Below are 23303 nucleotides of genomic sequence, written 5' to 3' on the forward strand. Positions count from 1 at the left end.
CACTTCGTCGCCTGCCGCCCGCCTGATCGGGCGGCGCGTTGGGGGGTTCCTGCCGGGTGCAAGCCTAGCCGCGCGTGAAGTGGCACGACGCGGCGTGCCGTACCGCAAGACCACGGGGGCGCCCCCGTACGCTCGCAGGCGTGATCCCCCCTGGTCCGGACGAGGCCCCCATCGAGTTCGTCCGAGCATTGAGGTCGCTGCGCGGTGTGCGGATGCGACCCGAGATCGAGCTCGACGAGGTCCCCGGCCCGGCGCGCGTCGCCCCTTTCAGCGCCGCCTTGACCGCCGAGGTTCGCGCGGCGCGACGCGATCCGGAGGGCGCCGAGCTCGCCACGGGCCGGTTCGTCGTGCTGCACGACCCAGACGGCCAGGAGGCGTGGGATGGCCGTTTCCGCCTGGTGACGCTGGTGCGGGCCTCGCTCGAGGCGGAGGTCGGATCCGACCCGATGCTCGCGGAGGTCGCCTGGAGCTGGTTCCGGGAGTCGTTCACGGGTGTCGGAGCCCGCGCGCACGCCGCCGGCGGCACGGTGACGCGTGTGCTGTCCCAGAGTTTCGGCGCCCTCGCTGAGCGCCCCGATCAGGTCGACTTGGAGCTCCGGTTCAGCTGGACCGCCCAGGAGGACGACCTGGCGCCGCACCTGCGGGCGTGGAGCGCGCTGCTGTGCAGCGCCGCGGGGCTGCCGCCGATGCCCGCCGGGGTCGTGCCGCTGCCACGGCGCCGCTGAGCCCCCACGCGCCCCTGACGGGCGCGACGTGACGTGTGCGACTCCTGGTCGCATGTGTCAGCACCACAGTGACGAGTTCCTGTGACGAGCTGCGGCTGAAGCCTCAAGGTCGGCCCACGCGCTGCCGATGGCTGGGTTACGTCCCACTCTCGTCGCCAGGAGACCCACGTGAGCATCGAGCCGTTGCGCAGGACTTCGACAGTCGTGCGCGGTGCGCCGCCGGTTGCGCGCCGGTCGCCTGTGGCCGCGCCCGAGCAGCCCCAGGGCCGTCGCGGCTTCGGCCAGATGTGCGTGGTCGTCACCGACCTCGCGGACGGCGACGGCCAGATCTTGGTGCGCAATGTGCGGCGCCGTGGCTCGGGTCGGGTGATCCTGCTCGCGCGGCGGGCGGCACGGCGCGAGCTCGTCGGGCTGCTGTCCGGCGGCCTGCGCGGCGCCGTGGCCGGCGAGGCGCACCCGTCCGTTCCGCAGCCCGCTCCCGTGGTGGTCGCGCCGGTGCGCGCCGACCTCACGGCACGCGAGCTCGGGGTGCTGGCCCTGGTGGCGGACGGCTGCAGCAACCGACGGATCGGCGAGCACTTGGGCCTGTCGGCCCTGACCGTCAAGAGCCACCTCGCGCGCATCTCGCGCAAGCTCGGCACCGGGGACCGCGCCGCCCTGGTGGCCCTCGCGATCCGCTCGGGCCTCATCCCCTGAGCACCGGATCCGGCCACTCCGACGGCCCGTCCCACCGCAGGTCACGCGCGGCGTGCGCCGCGCGACCTCGTCAAGCGCCTACGGTGGAGGTCATGCTCCCCGATCCACCAGGCGCCGGCGGCGCCACGCACGACCCCGCATCGTCCGAGCCGGCGGAGGACGTCCTCCCGGAGCTGACCCTGGACCAGGACGTGCCGGCCCCCGTCGAGGTCGTCCCCCTCACTGAGCCCGCCGAGGGCATCCCTCCCGTGATCGACACCCCGCAGGCCCTGGCCCGCGCGGTGGAGGCCTTCGGCGCGGGCACTGGCCCGGTCGCCGTGGACGCCGAGCGCGCCTCGGGCTACCGCTACGGGCAGCGCACGTACCTGGTGCAGCTGCGCCGCGAGGGCGCCGGCACCGCGCTCATCGACCCCATCGCGCTCCCTGACCTGTCGGCGATGTCGCAGGCGCTCGTCGGGGTGGAGTGGGTGCTGCACGCGGCGTCGCAGGACCTCCCCGGGCTCGCCGAGCAGAACCTGCGCCCGTCGCGCATCTTCGACACCGAGTTGGCGGCGAGGCTGCTGGGCCTCGAGCGCGTGGGCCTGGCGGCCGTCGTCGCGGAGCTCCTCGGGCTGGGGCTCGCGAAGGAGCACTCGGCGGTGGACTGGTCGACGCGCCCGTTGCCGGAGCAGTGGCTGCGCTATGCGGCCCTCGACGTCGAGGTGCTCGTCGAGCTGCGCGAGATCTTGGCCGAGCGGCTCGCCGTGGCGGGCAAGGCGGAGTGGGCCGCCCAGGAGTTCGAGGCGGTGCGGCTCGCGCCGCCTCCCGCGCCCCGGGTCGAGCCGTGGCGCCGGGTCTCCGGCCTGCACGCGATCCGCGACGCCCGGCGCCTCGCGGTGGTGCGCGAGCTGTGGGAGACCCGCGACGAGAACGCACGCCAGCGGGACATCTCCCCGGGCCGGGTGCTGCCGGACCACGCGATCGTGGCGGCCGCCCAGGCGCTGCCGAGGTCGGTCCCCCAACTCGTGGCGCTGCCTGCGTTCTCCGGCAAGGGGACCCGCAGGCGCGCCGTGCTGTGGCAGCACGCGATCGACAAGGGCCTGGCGTTGCCGGACGCGGAGCTCCCCTCGGTGCGGGGCCCGAAGTCCGATGGGCCGCCGCCGCCGCGCGCGTGGGCCGATCGCGACCCGGCTGCGGCCGCCCGCCTGGCCGTGGCGCGCGATGTCGTGGGCGCCCTGTCGCAGGAGCACTCGCTGCCAACGGAGAACCTGCTGCAGCCCGACCTGCTGCGCCGGCTGTGCTGGACGCCGCCGGCGCCACTGGACGAGGAGCACATCGCGGAGTTCCTGACGGCTGGCGGGGCGCGCGAGTGGCAGGTCTCCCTCGTCGCGCCCGCGTTGGCGGGGGCGTTCGCGGCGGCGGAGGGCTGAGTTCGGCCCTCGGGTGTTACTCACGAGTAACTTGGGGCTAGTGCGGGACCTTCGTCCCGGGTACGGTCGGTTGTGGCGTGTCTGTCCAGACCGCCGCCCGGACAACGCCGTCCCCGCCTGGAGGTCCGATGCCCAGCGCATCCGCCCGTGCAGTTCGCCCTGTCGTCTTCGTCGAAGGCGTGCGCACCCCGTTCGGGCGCGCCCGTGACGACGGACTGTACGCCCACACCCGTGCCGACGACCTCGCCGTCAAAACGATCCGCGAGATCCTCCGCCGCCACCCCGAGCTCCCGCCCGAACGGGTCGACGAGGTGGCCATCGCCGCGACGACCCAGCAGGGCGACCAGGGGCTGACCCTGGGGCGGACCGTGGCCATGCTCGCGGGCCTGCCGCGCACCGTCCCCGGGTACGCGATCGACCGGATGTGCGCGGGCGCGATGACGGCCGTGACGTCCACCGCCGCCGCGATCGGCTTCGGCGCGCAGGACGTGGCGATCGCGGGCGGCGTGGAGCACATGGGCCGGCACCCCATGGGCTTCGACGCCGACCCGAACCCGCGCTTCCTGGCCGAGCGCCTGGTCAGCACCGACGCGCTCAACATGGGCGTCACCGCCGAGAACCTGCACGACAGGTTCCCGGCCCTGACGCGCGAGCGCGCGGACGCCTACGGGGTGGCCAGCCAGGCCAAGTACGCCGCCGCGCTGGCAGCCGGCAAGATCACGCCCGACCTGGTGTACGTCGCGCTGCGCGACCCGGAGAACGGGTGGGGCCTGGCCACCGCCGACGAGCCGCCCCGGCCCGGCACGACCCTGGAGGGCGTCGCGGGCCTGCCGACGCCGTTCCGCGCGGGCGGGCGGGTGACCGCCGGCACGTCGGCCCCGCTGACCGACGGCGCGGCCTCCTGCCTGCTCGCCGCCGAGGAGACGGCCCTCGAGCTCGGCCTGGCGCCCCGCATGCGCATGGTGACGTTCGCCTACGCGGGTGTGGAGCCCGAGGTGATGGGCATCGGCCCCGTGCCGGCGACGCGCAAGGCGTTGGAGCGGTCCGGCCTGAGCATCGACGACATCGGCCTGTTCGAGGTCAACGAGGCGTTCGCGGTGCAGGTGCTCGCGTTCCTCGACGCGTTCGACATCAAGGACGACGACCCGCGCGTCAACGCGTACGGCGGCGCGATCGCCGTGGGACACCCCCTGGCGTCGTCCGGGGTGCGGCTCATGACCCAGCTCGCGCGGCAGTTCGCCGAGCGGCCCGACGTCCGGTACGGGCTCACCACGATGTGCGTGGGCCTGGGCCAGGGGGGCACGGTGATCTGGGAGAACCCGCACCACCCCGACTACGAGCCCACCGCCACGACGACTGACGGGAGCGACCGATGACCGCCACCACCGCTGGGCCCCGCCCGGAGCGCGTCAGCCATGCCCTGGTGCGGGACATCCCGCTGCCGGGCGGTGTGGGCACGCTCGCGCTGGTCACCATCGACAACGGCTTCGACCACACCAAGCCGACGACCCTGGGGCCGCTGGGCCTCACCGAGCTGCACGTCGCGCTGAGCAGGCTCCAGGACCGTGCCGCCGCGGGCGAGGTGGTCGCCGTGGGCGTCACCGGCAAGCCGTACTACCTGGCGGCGGGCGCGGACCTGACCGCGGTGACGCACATCGTCGACGAGGCGGACGCGCGGCACATCGCCGAGCTGGGGCATGCGACGTACCGGATGCTCGGCGAGATGGCCGTGCCGACGTTCGCGTACGTGAACGGCGCGGCGCTGGGCGGCGGCTTCGAGCTGGCGCTCAACTGCACCTACCGCACCGTGGCCGCGGATGTGACGGCCCTCGCGCTGCCGGAGGCCTTCCTGGGCCTGGTGCCCGGCTGGGGCGGCTGCTACCTGCTGCCGCAGCTCGTGGGAGTGCGCGGCGCGCTCGAGGTCATCCTCAACCGCCCGCTCGCCAACAACCGGATGACCAAGGCGGCGGAGGCGGTGCGCCTGGGGCTGATGGACGCGCTGTTCGAGCCCGCCGACTTCCTCGAGCGGTCACTCGCGTGGACGGCCGACGTGCTCACGGGCGCGGAGGTCGTCGAGCGCCGGGAGATCGAGGGCGCGGACGAATGGGCGGCGGTGATCGCGGGGGCCCGGCAGCAGCTCGACCAGCGGCTGCACGGGGCGCGGCAGGCGCCGTACCGCGCGCTCGACCTGGTCGCGGCCGCGCGGGACGCCGATCGGGACGCCGCCTTCGCGGCCGAGGACGACGCGCTGACCGACCTCATCATGTCCGACGAGTTGCGTGCGGGCCTATACGCCTTCGACCTGACCACGCGGAAGGCCCGCAAGCCCGCGGGGGCGCCGGACCCGTCGCTGGCGCGGCCGGTCCGCACCGTGGGGATCGTGGGCGCGGGCCTGATGGCCGGGCAGCTCGCGGTGCTCATCGCCCGGCGCCTGAAGGTGCCGGTGGTGATGCGCGAGATCGACGACGAGCGTGTCGCCGCCGGCCTCGCGGGCATCCGCTCGATGGTCGAGGCGCAGGCGGCCAAGGGACGCCTCAGCCCGGACGAGGCGAACCGGGTCCTCGGGTCCATCAGCGTGAGCACGGACCTGGGGACGCTCGCGGGCGCGGACCTGGTCATCGAGGCGGTCACCGAGGTGATGTCCCTCAAGCAGCGGGTCTTCGCCGAGCTCGAGGACGTCATCGCGCCGGACGCGGTCCTCGCGACGAACACGTCGGCGCTGTCGGTCACGGAGATGTCCGCGGGCCTGCGCCACCCCGAGCGGGTGGTGGGGATCCACTTCTTCAACCCGGTGGCGCAGATGCCCCTGATCGAGGTGGTGCGCACGCAGGCGTCCGACGACGCGGCTGTCGCCACGGCGTTCGCCCTCGCGAAGAACCTCGGCAAGACGGCTGTCGGCGTCGCGGACCGGCCGGGCTTCGTGGTGAACCGGCTGCTGCTGCGGATGCTCGCCGAGGTCGCGGCAGCCGTCGAGGGCGGGACGCCGGTGCAGGTCGCGGACGCGGCGCTGCGGCCGCTCGGGCTGCCGATGGGCTCGTTCGCGCTCATCCAGCTCGTGGGGCTGCCCGTCGCGCTGCACGTCCTCGGCTCGCTGCACGCCGACCTGGGCGATCGGTACCCGCTCTCCCCCGGGCTCGAGGCCCTGGCGGCCGACGGGCGGCGCGTGGTCCCCGAGCCCGACGGCCGGGGCGCCGAACTCGATGTGGACCCGGCGATCCAGGACGCCTTCGACGCGCCGCCCAGCGGGTCGCCGCTGGACGGCGCCGGGGTGCTCGACGCCGTGCTGTCGGGGCTCGCCGAGGAGATCGGGCTGATGCTCGACGAGGGCGTGGTCGACGGACCCGAGCAGATCGACCTCTGCATGATCCTCGGCGCGGGATGGCCGTTCCACCTGGGCGGCATCACCCCGTACCTGGATCGCACGGGGTACTCCGCGAAGGTCCTGGGACGCCGGCTGCTGGCCGACGGGGTGGCCAACGTGCCGGGTCGCTGACCTCGGCGACCTGAGCGGCGCAGTGGTCTAGCGCAGTGGCATGGCGAGGGCCGCAGCACATCTGGTGTGCTGCGGCCCTTGTCGCGTGTGGGGAGGCTCCGCCTAGTAGACGGTGAGCCCGCGCTCGCGGAACTGCTCGCGCACCCGGGCGACGAGCTCGGGCGACGGCGGCTGGGTGTCCTCGAGCTCGTATTTCAGCCCCAGGGTCTCCCACTTGTCGCGCCCCATCTGGTGGAACGGGAGCACCTCGACGCGGCTGACTGTGGACAGGGTGGCCACGTAGTCGGCGACGGCCTCGACGTTCTCGGGGGCGTCGGTCAGGCCGGGGACGAGCACGAACCGCACCCAGATCTCGGTGCCGCGCGCGGCGAGTCGGCGCCCGAAGTCGAGGGTGGGCTGCAGGTCGCGGCCGGTGACCTTGCGGTAGGTGTCGGGGATGCCGGACTTCACGTCCAGCAGCACCAGGTCGATGTCGTCGAGCATCTCGTCGGTGCAGTGGGCGCCGAGGTAGCCGGACGTGTCGACGGCGGTGCGGATGCCCATCTCCTTGGCGCCGCGCAGCAGGCGGGCCACGAAGGCGGGCTGCATGAGCGGCTCTCCGCCGGAGATGGTGAGGCCGCCGCCGGTCACCTCGAAGATGGGCCGGTACCGGGCGACGCGGGCGAGGAGCTCGTCGGCGCTGATCGGCTCACCACGCCGCATCTCCATGGTGTCGGGGTTGTGGCAGTAGAGGCAGCGCAGCGGGCAGCCGGACAGGAACGCTGTGAGGCGGGTGCCAGGGCCGTCGACGGCGGTGACGAGCTCCCAGGAGTGCAGGGAGCCCAGCTCGCCGGCGCGCATCTGGGCGAAGCGCTCGCTGCGGGTGGCGTCGGTGGTGTCGAGCCCCGCGGTGCCCGCGGAGGAGCGCTGGTGGGATCCGCCGATGAGGGGCACGCCGAGCTCGACGACCGGCGCGCCGCAGTCGGTGTCGTGCGGTGCGGTGCTGGTCGCGTTCATGGCGTGCTCCTCAAAGGCTGACGAGACGGCGGATTGTGGGCCGCGACGGACGGTGCTGGGTTCCGTCCGTCGCGGCCCGTGCCGGTCAGAGGCTGCCGTGGAAGGTCCGCGAGAGCACGTCGAGCTGCTGCTCGCGCGTCAGGCGGGTGAAGTTCACGGCGTAGCCCGAGACTCGGATGGTGAGCTGCGGGTAGTTCTCGGGGTGCTCCATGGCGTCCTCGAGGGTCTCCCGGTTCAGCACGTTGATGTTGACGTGGAAGCCGGAGGAGACGTTGTACCCGTCGAGCAGGCCGACCAGGTTGGCGATCTGCTCCTCGCGCGTGCGGCCGAGGCCCGAGGGCACGACCGTGGAGGTGAGCGAGATGCCGTCCATCGACTCGGAGTACGGCAGCTTGGCCACCGACAGCGCCGAGGCGAGCATCCCGTGGGTGTCGCGCCCGTTCATGGGGTTGGCGCCCGGTGCGAACGGCTCGCCCTGGCGGCGGCCGTCGGGGGTGTTGCCCGTGGCCTTGCCGTAGACGACGTTCGACGTGATGGTCAGCACCGACTGGGTGTGCAGCGAGTCGCGGTAGGTCTTCTGCGCGCGGATCTTCTCCATGAAGGAGCGCACGATGGCCACGGCGATGTCGTCGGCGCGGTCGTCGTCGTTGCCGTAGGTCGGGAAGTCGCCCTCGGTCACGTAGTCCGTCACGAGGCCGGTCTCGTCGCGCACGGGGCGGACGGTCGCGTACTTGATGGCGGAGAGCGAGTCGGCGACGACCGACAGGCCGGCGATGCCGCACGCCATGGTCCGCAGGATGGCCTGGTCGTGCAGGGCCATCTCGAGGCGCTCGTAGGCGTACTTGTCGTGCATGTAGTGCACGCAGTTGAGCGCGTCGACGTAGGTCTCGGCGAGCCAGTCGAGCAGGGTGTCGAACTTCGCGCTGACGTCGTCGTAGTCGAGGACGTCGCCCTCGACGGGGGCGCTGACGGGCGCGACCTGCTTGCCGGTGATCTCGTCGCGGCCGCCGTTGATCGCGTAGAGCAGCGACTTGGCGAGGTTGACGCGGGCGCCGAAGAACTGCATCTGCTTGCCGACCCGCATCGCGGAGACGCAGCACGCGATGGCCGCGTCGTCGCCCCAGGCCTGGCGGATGAGCTCGTCGGACTCGTACTGGATCGCGGAGGTGTCGATGGACACCTGCGCGCAGAACTTCTTGAACCCGTCGGGCAGGCGGTTGCTCCACAGCACCGTCAGGTTCGGCTCGGGGGCCGGGCCCAGGTTGTAGAGCGTCTGCAGGAATCGGAACGACGTCTTGGTGACGAGCGGGCGGCCGTCCTCGCCGATGCCGCCGATCGACTCGGTGACCCAGGTCGGGTCGCCGGAGAACAGGGCGTCGTACTCGGGGGTCCGCAGGAAGCGGACGATGCGGAGCTTGATGACGAGGTCGTCGATGAGCTCCTGCGCCTGCTCCTCGGTGATGACGCCCTCGGCGAGGTCGCGCTCGAGGTAGACGTCGAGGAACGTGGAGGTGCGGCCCAGCGACATGGCCGCGCCGTTCTGCTCCTTCACGGCGCCGAGGTAGGCGAAGTAGAGCCACTGCACGGCTTCGCGGGCGTTGGCCGCGGGCCGGGAGATGTCGTACCCGTAGGAGGCGGCCATGGCCTTGAGCTCCTGCAGGGCGCGGATCTGCTCGGAGTTCTCCTCGCGGTCGCGGATGACGTCCTCGGTGGAGCGGTCCATGTCGAGGGCGGCGCGCTCGAGCTTCTTCGCGGCGATCAGCGCGTCGATGCCGTAGAGGGCGACCCGGCGGTAGTCGCCGATGATGCGGCCGCGGCCGTAGGCGTCGGGCAGGCCGGTGATGATGTGCGAGGAGCGGGCCGCGCGGACGTTCGGCGGGTACACGTCGAAGACGCCCTGGTTGTGGGTCTTGCGGTACTCCGTGAAGATCTTCTTGACGTTCTCGTCCGGCTCGTAGCCGTAGGTCTTGAGGGCGCCCTCGACCATGCGCCAGCCGCCGTTGGGGATGATCGCGCGCTTCAGCGGGGCGTCGGTCTGCAGGCCGACGATGAGCTCGTTGGCCTGGTCGATGTAGCCGGGGGCGTGCGACGTGATGGTCGACGGCGTCGAGGGGTCGACGTCGTAGATCCCGCGCTCGCGCTCCTCGGGGAACATCTTGGTGAGTTTCGTCCACACGCCAGTGGTCCGCTCGGTGGGACCCGCGAGGAACGACGCGTCACCCGTGTACGGGGTGTAGTTGCGCTGGATGAAGTCGCGGACGTCGATGGCGTCGCTCCAGGGTCCGGCGACGAACGCGCGCCAGGCGGACGCTGTGGCGTCGACGGCCGGCTGCGGGACAGCTGTGGTGGACATCGTGTGCTCCTCGGTGAGGTCTGGTACCTGTGACGCTACGGATCAAGTCATGGGATGTCTTGGGACCTTGGGCCTTCCCGCGTCAGAAGCGACGTGAGCCTGGTCACCCTCCGCGAGGACGCCTGCGCGCGCCCCGGCCACGACGCCGGGGCGCGGCGTCACGAACGGGTGTCGAACCAGGTCAGGACGTCTCGCGCGATGTCCTGCGGGTGCAGCCGCAGGGTGGTGACGAGCTGGTCGCGGCTCGCGTGGTCCAAGAACGCCAACGGGATGCCGACGGACTGCACAGTGGTGGACAGCCCGGCCTCCTGGGCGCGCTGGGCGATGGCGGACCCGATGCCGCCATCGGCCACGCCGTCCTCGATGGTGACGACGTGGTCGTGCTCCCCCACCAGCTTGGTGACGGCCGCCGGGACGGGCAACGCCCACCGGGGATCCACGACTGTGACGCGCAGGCGGTGCGCCGCGAGCAGCTCGCCGGTCTCCAGCGCGGTGGCCGCCATCGCGCCCACGGCGACGACGAGCACGGACCGCTCGGCGCCGGCCGGGTCGTGCCGGGCGAGCACGTCGACGCCGTCGACCTCGTCCACCGCCGGGATCGGGTCGCCGACGGCGCCCTTCGGGTAGCGGACCACGCTCGGCGCGTCGTCGATGTCCACGGCCGTGCGCAGCGCCGCGCGCAGTGTGGGCTCGTCGCGCGGGGCGGCCAGGCGCAGGCCGGGCACGCCGCGCAGCATCGCCAGGTCCCACATGCCGTTGTGGCTGGCGCCGTCGTCGCCGGTGAGGCCCGCGCGGTCCAGCACGAAGGTGACGCCGGCGCGGTGCAGGGCCACGTCCATGAGCACCTGGTCGAAGGCGCGGTTGAGGAACGTCGCGTACACGGCCACCACAGGGTGCAGCCCGGCGAATGCCATGCCCGCGGCCGACGTCGCCGCGTGCTGCTCGGCGATGCCCACGTCGAAGGTGCGCTCGGGGAACTCCTGGGCGAACGGCGCCAGGCCCACCGGGGCGAGCATCGCGGCGGTGATGGCCACGACGTCCGGGCGGCGGCGGCCGATCCGCACGATCTCGTCGGCGAACACGCTGGTCCAGCCGAACCGGGACGGCGCCAGCGGCAGGCCCGTCTCCGGGTGGATCTTGCCCACCGCGTGGAAGCGGTCGGCGACGTCCTGCTCGGCGGGGGTGTACCCGCGGCCCTTCTCGGTGATGACGTGCACCAGCACCGGGCCGCCGAAGGCCTTCGCCCGGGCCAGCGCCCGCTCCACCGCCGGGGCGTCATGCCCGTCGACGGGGCCGACGTACTTCAGGCCGAGGTCCTCGAACAGGCCCTGCGGGGCCACGACGTCCTTGATGCCCTTCTTCAACCCGTGCAGCGCCTCGTACGCGAAGCGCCCGGGCGGGCCGGAGCGGTGCAGGGTGCGCTTGCCCCAGCTCAGCACCGTCTCGTAGCCCTGCGTCGTGCGCAGCACGTCCAGGTGGTGCGCCAGCCCGCCGATGGTCGGCGCGTAGGAGCGGCCGTTGTCGTTGACCACGATCACCAGGCGCCGGTCGCGGCCGGCCGCGATGTTGTTGAGGGCCTCCCAGGCCATCCCGCCGGTCAGCGCGCCGTCGCCGATGACGGCCACCACATGCCTGTCGCCCTGCCCGCGGACCTCGTTCGCCTTCGCGATGCCGTCCGCCCAGCTCAGCGCCGTCGACGCGTGGGAGTTCTCCACCACGTCGTGCTCCGACTCGGCGCGGCTCGGGTACCCGGACATGCCGCCGCGCTTGCGCAGGTCGGAGAAGTCCTGACGGCCGGTGAGCAGCTTGTGCACGTACGCCTGGTGCCCGGTGTCGAACACGATCGTGTCGCGCGGCGACTCGAAGACCCGGTGGATCGCGATCGTCAGCTCGACGACGCCCAGGTTCGGGCCCAGATGGCCCCCGGTGCGCGAGACCGACTGCACGAGGAACTCACGGATCTCCGCGGCCAACGACGCCACCTGCCGGTGGGTGAGCCGTCGCACGTCCGCTGGCGTCTTGATGCGAGCGAGCAGACCCACGCGACACCGTCCTCCTCCGCTATGTGCGCATGGCGAGGGCGCCACACGTCGGGGATCACTCTAAGCGGCGCAGCCCTCCCGCGCCCTCGCGTCCAGGCGCCCGACCTGTGCGGGAACAGGGGTCCCACTGTGAGGGCCCCGACGCCTACGATGAGGAGGAAAGGGGTGACCATGCGCTTCGTCCCAGGTCAGAGTCCTGCCCACGACCTCACATACGGTGACGTGTTCCTCGTCCCAGGACGGTCGGACGTCACCTCGCGGTTCGACGTCGACCTCTCCACGGACGACGGCACGGGCACCACCATCCCGATCGTCGTCGCGAACATGACAGCCGTCGCCGGCCGCCGCATGGCCGAGACAGTGGCCCGCCGGGGTGGGCTCGCCGTGCTCCCCCAAGACGTGCCCACCGATGTCGTCGCCGACGTCGTCAGCTCCGTCAAGGCCCGCCACCCGGTGATCGAGACCGCCGTCGTCGTCACCCCGCACGACACCGTGCACACCGCCCTCACCCTCATCGGCAAGCGCGCGCACGGCGCGGCGGTGGTCGTGGAGGGGAACCGGCCCGTCGGCGTCGTCACCGAGGCCGACTGCGGCGGCGTGGACAGGTTCACCCAGGTCGGCTCCGTGATGACCGCCGACCCGACCGTCGTGCCCCTCGACGTCGTCACCGGCGCCGGGCCCCGCGGCCTCGAAGCCGCCTTCGAGACCCTGCACCGCTCACGACGCAAGTTCTCCCCCGTCGTGCACGGCGACGAGCTCGTGGGCGTCATCACCCAAGTCGGCGCCCTGCGCTCCTCCATCTACACCCCCGCCCTCGACGACCAGGGACGCCTGCGCGTCAGCGCCGCCGTCGGCATCAACGGCGACGTCAAGGCCAAGGCCGCCGACCTGCTCGCCGCCGGTGTCGACGTCCTCGTCGTCGACACCGCCCACGGCCACCAGCGCAAGATGCTCGAGGCCCTCGCCGCCGTCCGCAGCCTCGACCCGCAGGTCCCCGTCGTCGCGGGGAACGTCGTCACCGCCGAGGGGGTCCGCGACCTCGTCGAGGCAGGCGCCGACATCGTCAAGGTCGGCGTCGGCCCCGGCGCCATGTGCACCACCCGCATGATGACCGCCGTCGGGCGGCCCCAGCTCTCCGCCGTCCTCGAGTGCGCCGCCGAGGCACGGCGGCTCGGCGCCCACGTCTGGGCCGACGGCGGCGTCCGCCACCCCCGCGACGTGGCACTGGCGCTCGCGGCCGGCGCGTCGCAGGTCATGGTGGGCTCCTGGTTCGCCGGGACCCACGAGTCCCCCGGCGACCTGCACGACGACGGCACGGGGCGGCTGTACAAGGAGAGCTTCGGCATGGCCTCCGCCCGCGCCGTCGCCGCCCGCACCGCCAGCGGCTCCGCCTACGAGCGCGCGCGCAAGGCCCTGTACGAGGAGGGGATCTCCTCCTCGCGGATGTACCTCGATCCCCGCCGCCCCGGCGTCGAGGACCTGATCGACCACATCACCGCGGGCGTCCGCTCCGCCTGCGCCTACGTGGGCGCCACCACCATCGCGGAATTCGCCGAACGTGCGGTCATGGGCATCCAGTCCACTGCGGGGTACGACGAGGGGCGGCCACTCCCCGACGGATGGTGAGCCGCGACTCCCATGGTCAGGCGCCTAGGGTGGGGCGCATGAGCGAACCCGAGGCCAGGAGGCAGCTCGCCGCGCTGTGCGCCACCGGCGGGGAGCGCTGGGCGCAGGCCGGCGTCCGCGCGTTGCGGCAGACGCCCTCGACAGGACGCCCCGCCGCTGTGCTCGTGCTCTTCGGCGTGCTCGACCACGCGCCCGCGCTCGAGACCGTGTCGTCGGTGGGCAGCGACCTCGACGTCCTGCTGACCCGCCGCTCCGCGACGCTCGGCCACCACCCCGGCCAGGTCTCCTTCCCCGGTGGGCGCCTGGACCCCGGGGACCGCACCCCCGCCGAGGCCGCGCTGCGGGAGGCCCGCGAGGAGACCGGGCTCGATCCCGCAGGTGTCGACATCCTCGGGACGCTGCCCCAGGTGCCCGTCACCGTGAGCCGCCACCTCGTCACACCAGTCGTGGGCTGGTGGACCCGCCCGTCACCCGTCGTCGCCGTCGACCACGCCGAGACCGCCGACGTCTTCCGGGTCCCCGTCGCGGATCTCCTGCACCCCGCGAACCGCCGCACGGCCACCCTCACCCGTGGCGCCCGCACGTACTCCTCCCCCGCATTCCTCGCCGGCGAGCACGTCGTGTGGGGGTTCACCGCACTGGTGCTGGACGCGATGTTCGACACCCTGGGCTGGAACGTGCCGTGGGACGCCACCCGGACGGTCCCCGCGCCCGCCTAGCGTGTGCGGCCCGCCCGCCGCATCATTCGTGGTCCCCGCCCTCGCCTCCGCTGAGCCCCCAGGAGCATCCGTGGCCGTCCGCCCCGTCGCCGAGCTCGACATCACGCCCGCGCTCGCGGCCCGGCTCGTCTCCGAGCAGCACCCCGACCTGGCCGGCCTCCCGGTGCGGCTCGTGACGAGCGGCTGGGACAACGCCGTGCTGCGCCTCGGCGACGACCTCGCCATCCGGATGCCGCGCCGGGCCCGCGCCGCCCAGCTCCTCCTGAACGAGCAGCGCTGGCTGCCGCACCTCGCGCAGGTGCTCGCGGGCGCCGGGCACGTCGGCCTGCCCCTGCCCACGCGGATCGGCGTCCCGTCGCCGGAGTACCCGTGGGCGTGGAGCATCGTCCCGTGGTTCGCCGGCCAGTCAGCAGTCACCGTGTCACCACACGATCGGGCCGCCTTCGCGGAGCCGCTCTCCGACGCGCTCGCCCGCCTGCACGTCCCAGCGCCCGACGACGCGCCGGTCAACACCGTCCGGGGCGTCCCGTTGGCCACCCGCGACGCCGCGGTCCGCGAACGCCTCGCCACCGGCCCGATCCCCGACGCCGACCGGCTCGCCGCGCTCTGGGAGGACCTGGCCCGCACCCCCCACTGGGCCGGTCCGCCACTGTGGCTCCACGGCGACGTGCACCCCGGCAACCTGGTGGTCGACGGCGGCCGACTCGAAGCCCTCGTCGACTTCGGCGACGTCACCTCAGGAGACCCCGCCACCGACCTCGCAACCGCCTGGCTCACCTTCGACGCCGAGGGACGCAGGCGCTTCCGCCACCGCATGGACGCGCTCCGGGGCCATGACGCCGACACGTGGCGCCGCGCTCGCGGGTGGGCGCTCTGCATGGGGACCTCATTGGCCGCGCACTCAGATGACTCCCCTGAGTACGCGGAACTCGGGTCGCACACCCTGCGGCAGGTCCTCGAAGGGTGACCTGCTGCACTCGTTCCTCTCACCGCTGTCGAACCAGCGCACGGACGAGTACGGAGGCGACCTGGCCGGCCGCGCCAGGATCGTGCTGGAGACGATCGACGCGGTGCGCGACGTCTGGCCCGACGAGCTGCCGGTCATGCTGCGGGTCTCGACGACCGACTGGGTGGCCGAGGATCCCGAGGACGACCGCGCCGCCTGGACCGTCGAGGACACGATCGAGCTCACCCGGCTGGCCACCGCGCGCGGGGTGGACCTGATCGACGCCTCCAGCGGCGGCCTCGTCCGGGCGCGCATCCCCCACGACCGCGACTACCAGACTCACTATGCCGGCCAGATCCGTCGCGCCACAGGCGCCACAGTGGCCGCAGTCGGGCGCATCGACGACCCGGCATGGGCCACTCACCTTCTCGAGGACGGGGAGGCCGACGCCGTCTTCCTCGGGCGGGCGCTGCTGCGCGACCCGTCGTGGGCGAACGCTGCGGCTGGCGCGGTCGGTGGCAAGCCCAGGTACCTCGAGCAGTACGCCTACGCCGTGTGACCCCGTGGCCCGGCGGCTTCGACGAGTCCGGCTCGGAGCCGCCGAGCCTCCGTCCGCAGGGGAACGCGTCACCGCTGACGCGCGATCCGAGGCGTTCTCACGCTGCGCTCCTCTACGGCCGGCCCCAACGACCTGAGCCTGGGCGTCGCGTCCCTCCGTCGTCATTGCCGCTCTTGCTGTGAAGGGTCGGACTCCCCCGGCGGCGTGACCCCATCGGCCAACCCTTGGCGTGTGGGCCTGTTATCTCTTCGTCAGAAGAGTGCGCCCCGTGCTAGACCTAGCCCGTGGACGAGCGCGAGGACCCTGACGACCTGGACGGACGACTGCGCGCCCTCGCGGTGCGCGCGGCCGAGGGACACTCCCCCGCACGCGCCCGCCAACTCGTCTGGGTCGCTGGCGAACTGACACGCTTCGCGGCACACCGCACTCCCCCGCCCACGCTTGCCGACCTGCTCGGCGCCGAAGTCGGGCTCCAGTACCTCGAGCTCGCCGGCGCCGGAGCCCTGCGCGCGCGCGGCGGGGGCGCCCAGGCCTCCACAGCCGCGAGCAACCGGACTCGCAGGGCCTGCCTGCTCCTGCTCGCACGAGCAGCCGGCCTCCCCGAGCCCGACCTCGACCGGCTACCGCTCCCCCCGCTCGCGATCCGGATCAGCGCGGCCAGCACCCGGCAGGCAGGCGCCGAGCTCGCCACAGAGTCGCTGCGCGGCAGGCAGCTGCCCACCTGGGTGCGGCACGCCCTGGTGGTCGAGCTCATCGCCGACACCGGCATGCGGGTTGGGGAGCTCGCCGCGCTCGAGGTCGGCGACGTGGACCTCACCGCCAAGACAGTCACCTACGTCCCGCGGCCGCCAGCCGCTCGCAGCCCGCAACCGCCGCGCACCGTCGCCCTGTCACCCGCCGCACTGCGCGCCGTGCGGGCATGGCTGCCAGTCCGCGCGCGGCTCACCGAGCTGACGCCCCGCACCTCCGCCCTCCTGGTGTCCGTGCACGGCAACCACGACGGGGACGGGGTGCGCCGCCCTCCGGGGCTCCCACTTCAACCACGCGGACTCGCCCGCGCCCACCGCCGGGCCGTCGCGACGCTCAACGCCCGACGCGCCACCGCGGAGCTGGTCCCCGGCACGCTCGGCCTGTTGCGACCCGCGGACCAACTCCCACATCCGTGACGCTGCCGGATCGATCCAGGGCGGCGGACCCCACCACACGACGGCATCAACTGCGGCTCGGTGAGCGCGGCAAGGCGAGCGACCACGGGTCCGTGTGCTTGTCGGCCGGGCTGTCGCCTGCCAGGCTCGCCGACCACGAACCACTCCAGCGGAGGCCGCATGCGTCCACCTGTCGGTCACCGAGCGCGCCGACTGGCCGCCGTCCTCGGGCCAGCGCTTGTCGTCGTCGGGATGGTCGCCACCGCGGTCGGCCTGTATCAGTGGCTCGAGCCGACGAGGAATGTGATGGGCGAGGTGGCCGTGCCGATGAGGCTCCACTCCTCAGACGGCATCGGAGCCTGGCTCGTGCTGGAGGTGGGCCTCGTGCCGTACACCGCCGTGGAGGTGAGCGGTGTGCCGACCGGCGGCTTGCCTGACTTCGACCACCGATCCGAACCACTGGGGATCGTCGTGGTCCACGCACCCGACGCCTCGCTCACCGAGCAGTTCCTCGCGCGCGCGGACGTGCTGGTCCGCGGAATCGCCCTCCTCGTCGCCGCGGTGGCGCTCCTCCCCGTGCTCCGCTCGATCGCCGCGGGGTCGCCGTTCCGGCCCGGGCATGGGCGTCGGCTATGGGTCGTGGCGGTCTGCGTGGTCGCCGGCGCGTATGTGGGCCCTCTGCTGCCGTGGCGGGCGAGCGCTCTGGTGCTGGATCGGCTCCCGGAGCCCTTCGGCATGACGGCGAGCCCGCCCCACCACGTCGAGGCGTTCGTCGTCGCGGCACTCGTCGTGCTCATCGGCGAGGTCCTTCGCGCCGGGCCATCTGACCGACTTCGGTCATCACCCGTCACCCCGTGGCGACGTCCCTCCGACGACCTCGATCCGTGACTCGTGCACCGGGCCTCCGCGGGTAATCCCCGTGCTGTCCACGTCACGGCCTGCCAGGATCGCCGACCATGACCACAGAGCACCTGTCCAAGCGGCTGATCAACTGGGCGTCCGTCCTGGACGATCGCGCCCGCGAGCAGGCCATCGCGACGTCGACCCTGCCGTTTGTCTACCCCCACGTCGCCCTGATGCCCGACGCGCACCTCGGGAAGGGGGCCACCGTCGGGTCCGTGATCCCGACGCTCGGCGCGATCATCCCCGCAGCGGTGGGCGTCGACATCGGGTGCGGCATGATCGCGGTCCGGACGCAGTGGGCCGAGGAGCAGGTGCGCGCCGCCGGGCCGCTGTCCGGGCTGCGCGAGTCCATCGAGGCGCGCATCCCGCTGTCTGTCGGCGCGTACAACGCCCGGCTGACGGAGACGGCCGCCGCCCGGGTCTCGGACCTCGAGGCCAAGGCCCAGCGCGCCGGGTTCGACCCCGACCGCTACGGGCCGAACTGGCGGTTGCAGCTCGGCAGCCTGGGCTCGGGGAACCACTTCATCGAGGTGTCGGTCGACGAGCTGGGCCGGGTGTGGCTGTTCCTGCACTCGGGCTCGCGGGGCGTGGGCAACAAGATCGCCCAGCGGCACATCGCCATCGCCGCCGACCTGTGCAAGCGGTGGTGGATCGATCTGCCGGACCCGGACCTCGCGTACCTGGCCGAGGGCACTGACGAGTTCTGGGCCTACATCCGCGAGCTGCGGTGGGCGCAGGACTTCGCCGCGGCGAACCGCGAGGAGATGATGGACCGCGTCGTCTCTGCCATCGGCGAGCACATGGGCGCCCCGGTCGAGGAGGCCGAGCGCGTCAACTGCCACCACAACTTCACCGAGCAGGAGACGCACTTCGGCAAGAAGGTGTGGGTGTCCCGCAAGGGCGCCATCCGTGCCGGAGCCGGAGAGCCGGGGCTGATCCCCGGGTCGATGGGCACCGCGTCCTACGTGGTGGCCGGCAAGGGCGACGCGCTCTCGCTGTGCTCGTCGCCGCATGGCGCGGGCCGCAGCCTCTCGCGGTCGGCGGCGAGGCGGCAGTACACGGTCGACCAGCTCCGGGAGGCGATGGCCGGCATCGAGTACCGGGACACGGACGCGTTCATCGACGAGATCCCCGCGGCGTACAAGGACATCGACCAGGTGATGGCCGACGCCGCCGACCTGGTCGAGATCCGCCATGTGCTGCGGCAGATCGTCAACGTGAAGGGCGACTGACGTGACGAGACCGGCCCCCGCCGCAGCGGGGAGCCGGCCTCGTGACACGTTGTGTCAGCTCGCGACGAGCGAGCGCAGCACGTACTGCAGGATGCCGCCGTTGCGGTAGTAGTCCGCCTCGCCGGGGGTGTCGATGCGCAGCACCGCGTCGAACTCGACGACGGAGCCGTCGCCCTTGGTCGCGGTGACCTTGAGCGTGCGGGGCGTGACGCCCTCGTTGAGCTCGGTGACGCCGGCGATGTCGAAGGTCTCCGTGCCGTCCAGGCCCAGGGACTCGGCGGTCTCGCCTGCGGGGAACTGCAACGGCAGCACGCCCATCCCGATGAGGTTGGAGCGGTGGATCCGCTCGAAGCTCTCCGTGATGACGGCCTTGACGCCCAGCAGCGCGGTGCCCTTGGCGGCCCAGTCGCGCGAGGACCCCGAGCCGTACTCCTTGCCACCCAGGATCACGAGCGGGATGCCCGCGGCGGCGTAGGACTGCGCGGCGTCGTAGATCGTGGTCTGCTCGCCGGTGAGGTGGTCGACGGTGAAGCCGCCCTCGACGCCGGGCACGAGCTGGTTGCGCAGGCGGATGTTCGCGAACGTGCCGCGGATCATCACCTCGTGGTTCCCGCGGCGCGAGCCGTAGGAGTTGAAGTCGCGGCGCTCGATGCCGTGCTCGGCGAGGTACCGGCCCGCGGGGCTGTCGGGCTTGATGGCGCCCGCGGGGCTGATGTGGTCGGTGGTGACCGAGTCGCCGAGCTTCGCGAGCACCCGGGCGCCGGTGACGTCCCGCACCGGGGCCGGCTCATGCGTCATGCCCTCGAAGTACGGGGGCTTGCGCACGTACGTCGAGTCGGCGTCCCACTCGAAGGTGTCGCCCACCGGCGTGGGCAGGCCCTGCCAGCGCTCGTCGCCCGCGAAGACGTCGGCGTAGTCCTTGGTGAACATGCCGCGGTCGATGGCCTGGTCGATGGTCGACTGGACCTCCTCCGGGGAGGGCCAGATGTCCGCGAGGAACACCGGCGTGCCGTCCTCGGCGTGCCCGAGCGGCTCGTTGACGAAGTCGAAGTCCATCGTCCCGGCGAGGGCGTACGCGATGACCAGCGGCGGCGAGGCCAGGTAGTTCATCTTGACGTCGGGGTTGATGCGGCCCTCGAAGTTGCGGTTGCCGGAGAGCACGGAGACGACCGACAGGTCGTGCTCGTTGACGGCCTCGGAGACCTCCTCGGGCAGCGGGCCCGAGTTGCCGATGCAGGTCGCGCAGCCGTAGCCGACGAGGTGGAAGCCGAGCTTCTCGAGGTAGGGCCACAGCTGGGCCTTCTCGTAGTAGTCGGTGACGACCTTCGAGCCCGGGGCCATGGACGTCTTGACCCACGGCTTCGCGGACAGGCCCTTCTCGACGGCCTTCTTGGCGACGAGTGCGGCGGCGAGCATCACCGAGGGGTTCGAGGTGTTGGTGCACGACGTGATCGAGGCGATCACGACGGAGCCGTGGTCGATCTCGGTCTGGGTGCCGTCGGCCAGGGTCACCGGGACGCGCTTGTGGGGGCGCGCGGCGGTGTTGTCGTAGGCGACGTGCGTCGGGCGGCCCGAGGCGTCGTCGTGGTCGGCCGCGATGGGGTCGGAGGCCGGGAACGTCTCGTCGACCGACTCGTCGAGCGCGGTCAGCGGCGCGACGTAGGGCGCCGCCTCGTTCTCGGGGACGTAGTCGAGGATCGTCGTCGCGAAGGACTTCTTGGCGTCCGTGAGCTCGATGCGGTCCTGCGGGCGCTTGGGGCCGGCGATGGACGGGACCACGGTGCCGAGGTCCAGCTCGAGGTACTCGGAGAACACCGGCTCCTGGGCCGGGTCGTGCCACAGGCCCTGCTCCTTGGCGTACGCCTCGACGAGCGCGACCTGCTCGTCGGCGCGGCCGGTGAGGCGCAGGTAGTCGAGCGTGACGTCGTCGATCGGGAAGATCGCGCAGGTGGAGCCGAACTCGGGGCTCATGTTGCCGATGGTGGCGCGGTTCGCGAGCGGCACGGCGGCGACGCCATCGCCGTAGAACTCGACGAACTTGCCGACCACGCCGTGCTCGCGCAGCTGCTGCGTGATCGTGAGGACGACGTCCGTGGCGGTCACGCCCGAGGGGATGGACCCCGAGAGCTTGAAGCCGACGACGCGCGGGATGAGCATCGACACGGGCTGGCCCAGCATGGCCGCCTCGGCCTCGATGCCGCCGACGCCCCAGCCCAGCACGCCCAGGCCGTTGACCATCGTGGTGTGCGAGTCGGTGCCCACGCAGGTGTCGGGGTACGCGCGCAGCACGCCGCCGACCTCGCGGGTCATGACGGTGCGGGCCAGGTACTCGATGTTGACCTGGTGGACGATGCCGGTGCCGGGCGGGACGACCTTGAAGTCGTCGAAGGCCGTCTGGCCCCAGCGCAGGAACTGGTAGCGCTCGAAGTTGCGCTCGTACTCGAACGCGACGTTGCGCTCGAAGGCGTCGGGGCGGCCGGCGACGTCGATCTGCACGGAGTGGTCGATGACCAGCTCGGCGGGCGCCAGCGGGTTGATCCGGCTGGGGTCTCCCCCGAGCTCGGCGACGGCCTCGCGCATGGTGGCCAGGTCGACGATGCACGGGACGCCGGTGAAGTCCTGCATGATCACGCGGGCGGGCGTGAACTGGATCTCGGTGTCGGGCTCCGCCTGGGGGTCCCACTCCGCGAGGGCGCGCACGTGGTCGGCGGTGATGTTGGCGCCGTCCTCAGTGCGCAGCAGGTTCTCGGCGAGCACCTTCAGGCTGTACGGCAGGCGCTCGACGCCGGGCACGGCGGCGAGTCGGTAGATCTCGTAGGAGGCGTCACCGACCTCGAGGGTGCCTTTCGACCTAAAGCTGTCGACGCTGCTCACTGGGGCTCCTCTTCGCTGGGCGGTCTTGCGGCGGCTGGGTGGCCGTTCGCGGTGGTCCTGGGGCTGCCGCCAGCCTACGCGGCGGGGTCAGCCTGGATATCTCGACGTCAAGATACATCCTAGCGCCCCGACGCCCGCCCAGCGACACTCCGCCCCACACCACCTCAGCCGACACGACGCCCTCGACGGCGCGCCGCCTCGGCTCAGCCCTGGGCCTCGCGCTCCGCCGCGACCGCCTCCGCCGCCTTGCGCTCCGCCTCGACCGCGCGCTGATGAGCGCGCTGGTCGTACTCGGGCGTGCCCTGCTTGTGCAGCTCGATCGTGGCCGCCCTGCTCGCCTCGGCCAGCCGTCGCGCCGCTGCGCTCTCCCCCGCACCCGTCATGAGCCCATCTCCCCTCCCGGCCACCCGTGGGCCGGCGACATCCCAGGCTATGACTCCCCCGCCGCGCGCGCGAGGGAGTGGCGGGCCCCGCCGACCGGCACGATCGGATGACGACCCGGTCACGTTCGCGTCACTTCGCCGCCGCGCCCCATGCGCGCCGCCTAGGTTGCGGACATGAGGCCTGACATGCGACGACGCGTCCTGATCACGAGCTCGATCCTGCTGGTCGCGCTGGTGGCGGCCTGCTCGGCGAGCGGCGACTCCGCGGTCGGCGGCGCGAGCGCCGAGTTCGGCTCAGGGATGACCATGACGCAGGAGCAGGCCGGCGGTGGCGACGGCGGCGGCAGTGACGCGGCCGCCGACGAGTCGCTCGCCCTGGGATCGGTCGCCGACACGTCAGCCAGCCCCCGGGAGGTCATCACGCGGGGTGAGGTCACCCTCGCCGCCGAGGACCCCCGGGCCGCCGCGGCCGCGGTGGTGGCGCTCGTCGAGCGCGACGGAGGCCGGGTGGACGCGCGCTCGGAGAGTGCCGGCGCCGACGGGCAGGAGGCAGTCGCCTGGCTGACGGTGCGCATCCCGTCCGACGACATGACCTCGACGCTCACGGCGCTCGAGGACATCGGCGAGGTCCGCCGAGTCGACCTCACCGCGGAGGACGTGACGGGCGACGTCCAGGACCTCGACGCGCGGATCCGCGCGATGCGGCTCTCCGCGTCGCGGATGGAGGAGCTGCTGTCACGCGCCACGACGAACTCGGACATCATCTCCGCCGAGAACGCCCTCGCGGAGCGGCAGGCGACCTTGGAGAGCATGCAGACCCAGCGCGCCCGGATCGCCGAGGAGGTCGCGCTGTCCACGTTGACGATCCAGATCTCCACGACGCCGCTCGTCGAGGCGGGGCCGCCGTCCACCGGGGGGTTCCTGGGCGGGCTGCAGGCCGGGTGGAACGCGCTCGTGACGGTGCTCGGCGGCCTGCTGGTGGTCGTCGGCGCACTGCTCCCCTGGGCCGCGCTGGGCGGAGTCCTCGCGGTGGCGGCCGTCGCCGTGGTGCGGGCCGCCCGCCGGCGCCGCTCGGCGGCGGAGGTGTCGGCGTCGGCCGATGGCGCTGGCGGCGCGATGTGAGGCAGCGCATGCTCGCCGCAGCGCTTGCTCACGGCGCTTGCCCACGGCCGCACCGTGGCCGCGGGGCGCACTCCTTGACA

18 protein-coding genes are annotated in these 23303 nt (G+C 72.8%); 13 read left to right on the plus strand and 5 right to left on the minus strand.

All coding sequences use genetic code 11. From position 1 onward, the window contains the following. Nucleotides 1–140: 140 nt before the first annotated feature. The 5 genes from QUV83_RS11555 (at nucleotide 141) to QUV83_RS11575 (ending at nucleotide 6323) form a co-directional block, all read left to right on the plus strand. The gene (locus tag QUV83_RS11555) at nucleotides 141–725 is read left to right on the plus strand and encodes a DUF3000 domain-containing protein (protein ID WP_289564667.1); all 585 of its coding nucleotides are present in this window, start codon (nucleotides 141–143) and stop codon (nucleotides 723–725) included. Nucleotides 726–893: 168 nt separating this feature from the next. After that, complete coding sequence (locus QUV83_RS11560; RefSeq protein ID WP_289564668.1) at nucleotides 894–1421, plus strand: helix-turn-helix transcriptional regulator; 528 nt, start codon at nucleotides 894–896, stop codon at nucleotides 1419–1421. A 92-nt stretch (nucleotides 1422–1513) separates the two neighbouring features. Further along, nucleotides 1514–2830 (plus strand): ribonuclease D, encoded by a 1317-nt coding sequence (locus QUV83_RS11565; RefSeq protein WP_289564669.1) that lies wholly within the window; start codon nucleotides 1514–1516, stop codon nucleotides 2828–2830. Nucleotides 2831–2958: 128 nt separating this feature from the next. Beyond that, nucleotides 2959–4206 (plus strand): thiolase family protein, encoded by a 1248-nt coding sequence (locus QUV83_RS11570; RefSeq protein ID WP_289564670.1) that lies wholly within the window; start codon nucleotides 2959–2961, stop codon nucleotides 4204–4206. After that, nucleotides 4203–6323: a 3-hydroxyacyl-CoA dehydrogenase NAD-binding domain-containing protein gene (locus QUV83_RS11575; RefSeq protein ID WP_289564671.1), complete on the plus strand. Its 2121-nt coding sequence runs from the start codon at nucleotides 4203–4205 to the stop codon at nucleotides 6321–6323. Before QUV83_RS11570 ends, QUV83_RS11575 begins: the two co-directional genes overlap by 4 nt. 102 nt (nucleotides 6324–6425) lie before the next feature. Here QUV83_RS11575 and pflA read toward each other — a convergent pair whose 3' ends face one another. The 3 genes from pflA to dxs form a co-directional block, all read right to left on the minus strand. Next, the gene (gene pflA, locus QUV83_RS11580) at nucleotides 6426–7319 is read right to left on the minus strand and encodes a pyruvate formate-lyase-activating protein (RefSeq protein WP_289564672.1); all 894 of its coding nucleotides are present in this window, start codon (nucleotides 7317–7319) and stop codon (nucleotides 6426–6428) included. Nucleotides 7320–7404: 85 nt separating this feature from the next. Beyond that, a complete protein-coding gene (pflB, locus tag QUV83_RS11585; protein WP_289564673.1) occupies nucleotides 7405–9672 on the minus strand; it encodes a formate C-acetyltransferase in 2268 nt (755 codons plus the stop codon). 158 nt (nucleotides 9673–9830) lie between these two features. Then, nucleotides 9831–11714 (minus strand): 1-deoxy-D-xylulose-5-phosphate synthase, encoded by a 1884-nt coding sequence (dxs, locus tag QUV83_RS11590; RefSeq protein WP_289564674.1) that lies wholly within the window; start codon nucleotides 11712–11714, stop codon nucleotides 9831–9833. A 171-nt stretch (nucleotides 11715–11885) separates the two neighbouring features. On the opposite strand from dxs, the gene QUV83_RS11595 reads away from it, so the two are divergent. The 7 genes from QUV83_RS11595 to QUV83_RS11625 all read left to right on the plus strand — a co-directional run bounded on the left by QUV83_RS11595 (nucleotide 11886) and on the right by QUV83_RS11625 (nucleotide 18844). Next, entirely contained in the window at nucleotides 11886–13340 is a 1455-nt protein-coding gene (locus QUV83_RS11595; RefSeq protein WP_289564744.1) for a GuaB1 family IMP dehydrogenase-related protein, read from the plus strand. 38 nt (nucleotides 13341–13378) lie between these two features. Next, entirely contained in the window at nucleotides 13379–14059 is a 681-nt protein-coding gene (locus QUV83_RS11600) for an NUDIX hydrolase (protein ID WP_289564675.1), read from the plus strand. A gap of 70 nt (nucleotides 14060–14129) precedes the next feature. Then, the gene (locus QUV83_RS11605; RefSeq protein WP_289564676.1) at nucleotides 14130–15026 is read left to right on the plus strand and encodes an aminoglycoside phosphotransferase family protein; all 897 of its coding nucleotides are present in this window, start codon (nucleotides 14130–14132) and stop codon (nucleotides 15024–15026) included. Continuing rightward, entirely contained in the window at nucleotides 14965–15564 is a 600-nt protein-coding gene (locus QUV83_RS11610; protein WP_289564677.1) for an NADH:flavin oxidoreductase/NADH oxidase, read from the plus strand. The genes QUV83_RS11605 and QUV83_RS11610 overlap by 62 nt, the downstream gene beginning before the upstream one ends. Nucleotides 15565–15848: 284 nt before the next feature. Further along, nucleotides 15849–16730 (plus strand): site-specific integrase, encoded by an 882-nt coding sequence (locus QUV83_RS11615; protein WP_289564678.1) that lies wholly within the window; start codon nucleotides 15849–15851, stop codon nucleotides 16728–16730. 231 nt (nucleotides 16731–16961) lie between these two features. Next, the gene (locus tag QUV83_RS11620; protein WP_289564679.1) at nucleotides 16962–17597 is read left to right on the plus strand and encodes a hypothetical protein; all 636 of its coding nucleotides are present in this window, start codon (nucleotides 16962–16964) and stop codon (nucleotides 17595–17597) included. A gap of 68 nt (nucleotides 17598–17665) precedes the next feature. After that, nucleotides 17666–18844, plus strand: a complete 1179-nt coding sequence (locus QUV83_RS11625) for an RtcB family protein (protein ID WP_289564680.1) — start codon at nucleotides 17666–17668, stop codon at nucleotides 18842–18844. 54 nt (nucleotides 18845–18898) lie between these two features. Here the strand turns inward: QUV83_RS11625 and QUV83_RS11630 are convergent, their stop codons facing one another. Then, the gene (locus tag QUV83_RS11630) at nucleotides 18899–21718 is read right to left on the minus strand and encodes an aconitate hydratase (protein WP_289564681.1); all 2820 of its coding nucleotides are present in this window, start codon (nucleotides 21716–21718) and stop codon (nucleotides 18899–18901) included. A gap of 203 nt (nucleotides 21719–21921) precedes the next feature. Further along, entirely contained in the window at nucleotides 21922–22101 is a 180-nt protein-coding gene (locus QUV83_RS11635) for a translation initiation factor 2 (RefSeq protein WP_289564682.1), read from the minus strand. Between the two features lie 174 nt (nucleotides 22102–22275). Between QUV83_RS11635 and QUV83_RS11640 the strand changes: the two genes are divergently transcribed. Then, nucleotides 22276–23223 carry a DUF4349 domain-containing protein gene (locus QUV83_RS11640; RefSeq protein WP_289564683.1) on the plus strand — a complete coding sequence of 316 codons (948 nt, stop codon included), beginning with the start codon at nucleotides 22276–22278 and terminating at the stop codon, nucleotides 23221–23223. Nucleotides 23224–23303: the final 80 nt, after the last annotated feature.

It is taken from the genome of Cellulomonas cellasea, from assembly GCF_030372105.1.
GTDB classification, from domain to species: Bacteria; Actinomycetota; Actinomycetes; order Actinomycetales; family Cellulomonadaceae; genus Cellulomonas_A; species Cellulomonas_A cellasea_A.